This window comes from Hyphomicrobiales bacterium (assembly GCA_030688605.1).
Taxonomy (GTDB): domain Bacteria; phylum Pseudomonadota; class Alphaproteobacteria; order Rhizobiales; family NORP267; genus JAUYJB01.
Map to the genome: position 1 here is coordinate 1 of JAUYJB010000083.1, position 3347 is coordinate 3347.

General features: G+C 61.5%; 5 protein-coding genes. All 5 read left to right on the forward strand.

Annotated elements, in window-relative coordinates:
- Nucleotides 1-313, forward strand: a 313-nt coding sequence (locus tag Q8P46_09650) for a hypothetical protein (protein MDP2620424.1), incomplete at its 5' end; no start/stop codon positions are given.
- Entirely contained in the window at nt 306-824 is a 519-nt protein-coding gene (locus Q8P46_09655) for a hypothetical protein (protein MDP2620425.1), read from the forward strand. The genes Q8P46_09650 and Q8P46_09655, both read left to right, overlap by 8 nt.
- Nucleotide 825: 1 nt before the next feature.
- A complete protein-coding gene (locus Q8P46_09660) occupies nt 826-1473 on the forward strand; it encodes a class I SAM-dependent methyltransferase (protein ID MDP2620426.1) in 648 nt (215 codons plus the stop codon).
- On the forward strand, nt 1466-2311 hold the full coding sequence (locus Q8P46_09665; GenBank protein ID MDP2620427.1) for a phosphoadenosine phosphosulfate reductase family protein: 846 nt from the start codon (nt 1466-1468) through the stop codon (nt 2309-2311). The genes Q8P46_09660 and Q8P46_09665 overlap by 8 nt, the downstream gene beginning before the upstream one ends.
- A 4-nt stretch (nt 2312-2315) precedes the next feature.
- The coding region (locus Q8P46_09670; protein MDP2620428.1) for a DEAD/DEAH box helicase family protein at nt 2316-3347 on the forward strand (1032 nt) is incomplete at its 3' end.

Below are 3347 nucleotides of genomic sequence, written 5' to 3' on the forward strand. Positions count from 1 at the left end.
CATGGCGCAGAAGTTTTTGCGCGCGGAAACGTTTGCCCGCGTGAAGGGACGGCCGGAAAAGCGCCACGCAATGGCCGTCGTGCTTGGAATGAACGGCCGCCCCGCGCCTGTGCTGGAAGAATTCGCCATCGCCGATTCCGACCGTGCTGCCGTGGAAGATGTCGTGGCCAGAGTCGAGAGCGCGCTTGAAGAGTCGGATACCAGCCGGCGAAGCATTGTCCTGGCCGCGCTGGCGGAGTTAAGCGCGCGCTACATGCAGACAGCGGCAAGCGCCGGCGAGACCGGCAAGAGAAAGGCCGCTCGTCATGAGTGACAACGACTTCGAGCGGGAGAAGGTCTGCTACGAGCAGAATTTTGAACAGGCGCGAAGCCTGAACAGCCAGATGAACCAAGTTCCGGTGCTCGCCATGACCCTTACGGGCGGCTTGTGGTTTGCAGCTGGCGTCACCGAGAACCTGTATTCGGAAATCCGCTTCGGCCTTCTGCTGTTCGCGGGGTTTTGCAACATAGCCCTGATCCTCGCGGCGCTTCGCATCAGGGACGTCTTTCACAGCTACCTTGACCGCATCAGGCAGTTCCGCCCCGACAGCTTCGCCTCCGGCAAGCCGGAAGACCCGAAGGTGCCGCAACTCGGCGACTACAGCATGATCACCATCTACTGCGCCTTGATGGCGATCGGAAGTGTGCTGTCCTTTGTCGGCGCATTGGGGTTCTATTGGCCGTTCGGCTTCGGGAGATGGATCGGCATCGTCGCGCTCGCCGCCGTCCTCGCGGCTTTGTATCTCACGCTTTTCAAGCGAAGAAAGAAAGCTGGGGCAGGGTAGGATGCTTGTTTCAGCCAAAACCTCCGGTGACGGGCCGCAGGCGCAGACGCTCGAATATTACGAGCGCAATGCGGACAGCTATTTCAAGGCGACGTGCGACGCCGATCTGTCTGCCTTGTATGAGCGCTTCACCCGGAGGATCCCGAAGGACGCCCGCATTCTCGACGCGGGTAGCGGCTCCGGGCGCGATACGCTCGCATTGCTTCGGCGCGGATACACCGTAAGCGCATTTGACTCCTCACCAGCTCTCTGCGAACTGAGCACGCGGCTGACCGGCGTCAGAACTCGCGTTCTTCGCTTTCAGGAACTTGAGGATGAAGAACAGTACGACGGCATTTGGGCGTGCGCGTCGCTTCTCCATGTGCGGGAGGTCGAACTGCCGGACGCGATTGCCCGACTCGTCCGCGCCCTCAAACCGGGCGGCGTGCTGTACACGTCCTTCAAGCACGGCGCTGGCGAGCGCGTAACCGAAGACGGGCGGTTCTTTACCGACATGACGGACAGCCGCCTGCGCCGGGTGCTCCAGGCGCTTCCCGGCGTGAAGCTGGAGGAGCTTTGGATAACGACCGGCGAGGGACAGTTCCAGGGCCAAGGCGAATGGCTCAATGCACTGGTCTCCAGGCAGGAGCGCGGAGAGGCGCATGGTTGAGCCGCCGCGTCCCGCAAAACACGTTCTTGGCCTTTCCGGAGGGCGCGACAGCGCGGCCCTTGCCGTCTATATGCGGCAGCATCATCCCGAGCTGGATATCGAATATTTCTTCACCGACACGGGAAAGGAGCTGCCCGAGGTCTACGAGTATCTCGGCCGGCTCGAAGGCTTCCTCGGCAAGCCGATCCTGCGCCTCAATCCCGACCGCGACTTCGACTTCTGGCTCAAACAGTACAACGACTTCCTGCCGTCGCCGCAAACCCGCTGGTGCACGCGCCAGCTCAAGCTGCGCCCGTTCGAGCGCTGGCTTCGCCCGATGCTCGAAGAGGGCGCCACGATCTATAGTTACGTCGCCATCCGCAGCGACGAAGAATACCGCGACGGCTATAGCTCCAAGCACGACAAGCTGATCGTGCGGCTGCCGTTCAAGGAGGCCGGCATCGACAAGGCCGGCGTGCTTGACGTTCTTGAGGCCGCGGGGCTCGGTTTGCCGAAATACTATTCGTGGCGCACGCGCAGCGGCTGCACGTTCTGCTTTTTCCAGCAGAAGATCGAATGGGTGCGTCTCATGGAAGAGCACCCCGAGGCGTTTGAAGAGGCGAAGACCTACGAAAAGACGGCCCTGGACCACGGCTCGCCCTTCACCTGGAGCCAGGGGGAGTCGCTCGAAGAGCTGGCCTGCCCCGAACGCATCGCGCAAATCAGGCAGGACCACGAACAGCGGCTTGTACGGTTGCGCGCCAGAGTCCAGCCGAACCCCCTTCGATCCGACAGTGAACCCCTCGATATCGACGATCTCTACGGCAAGGCCAAGGTCTGCCTCGCCTGTCACAAGTGAGCCAATGGCGTCTTCGGAAAACACATATTCCGCTCCGGGGCTTGCGCTGCAAACGCTGCTTCGACAGGCCAAGCCAGCCGCCCTGCGCCGGCTCCTCGGCACATCGACGGCCGATGTTCTGGAGGGGCTTGATCCCGGCCTTGTCGCTGGAGAGCGGTTCGGAGCGCTAGCCGCCAGCTTGGTCGAGCCTTCCGAGGCGCTACGCGATGCTGACAAGCGCGATCAGATCATCGCAATGCTGCCCTTGCCAAAGGCCCGCGAATTGGCAACGAAGCTCGCCGTGAAGGAGGGGAAGGATCTTTACGCAAACCTTCGCCGGGCTGCATCAGACGGCGCCATGCTGCCGGTCCTCTTTTCTTTCTTCGGTGTGGTACGCGATGCCCGCGCTCCATCTGATACTGCGCCAAGTGCCGCACCCCTAGAGGCCGCATACGGCCTCTTCGAGCATCAGAGAACCGCGGCAGCGAAGGTTGTACGCGCGCTATCGCAGCCGCCGCGTAAGGCTGTTCTTCACATGCCTACAGGGTCAGGGAAAACCCGGACCGCAATGCATATCGTCGCCGCGCATCTGAAAAACAAAGAGCCGACCGTCGTTTGCTGGCTCGCGCAGAACGCTGAGTTGCTCGACCAAGCCGCGAGCGAATTCGAACAGGCTTGGCGCAATCTCGGCAATCGGCGCGTCGACCTCATCCGCTTTTGGGGCCACCGTAATCCCGACCCGTTGGAGGCACGGGATGGATTGATCGTCGCAGGTCTGGCCAAAATGTATGCATTCGACAAGCGCGACCCGGCGGCGATGCTGCGGCTGGCGGACCGCGCTTCTCTGACCATCATCGATGAAGCGCACCAAGCGATCGCGCCAACTTACGCATCCATCTTGACAGCCTTGCATACCAAACGGCCCAACAATTCGCTGTTGGGCCTGACGGCCACGCCAGGTCGCACGTGGTCCGATATCGCAGAAGACCAGAAATTGTCGGACTATTTCGAGGGTCAAAAAATCACGCTTGAGGTCGAGGGATACGATGATCCTGTC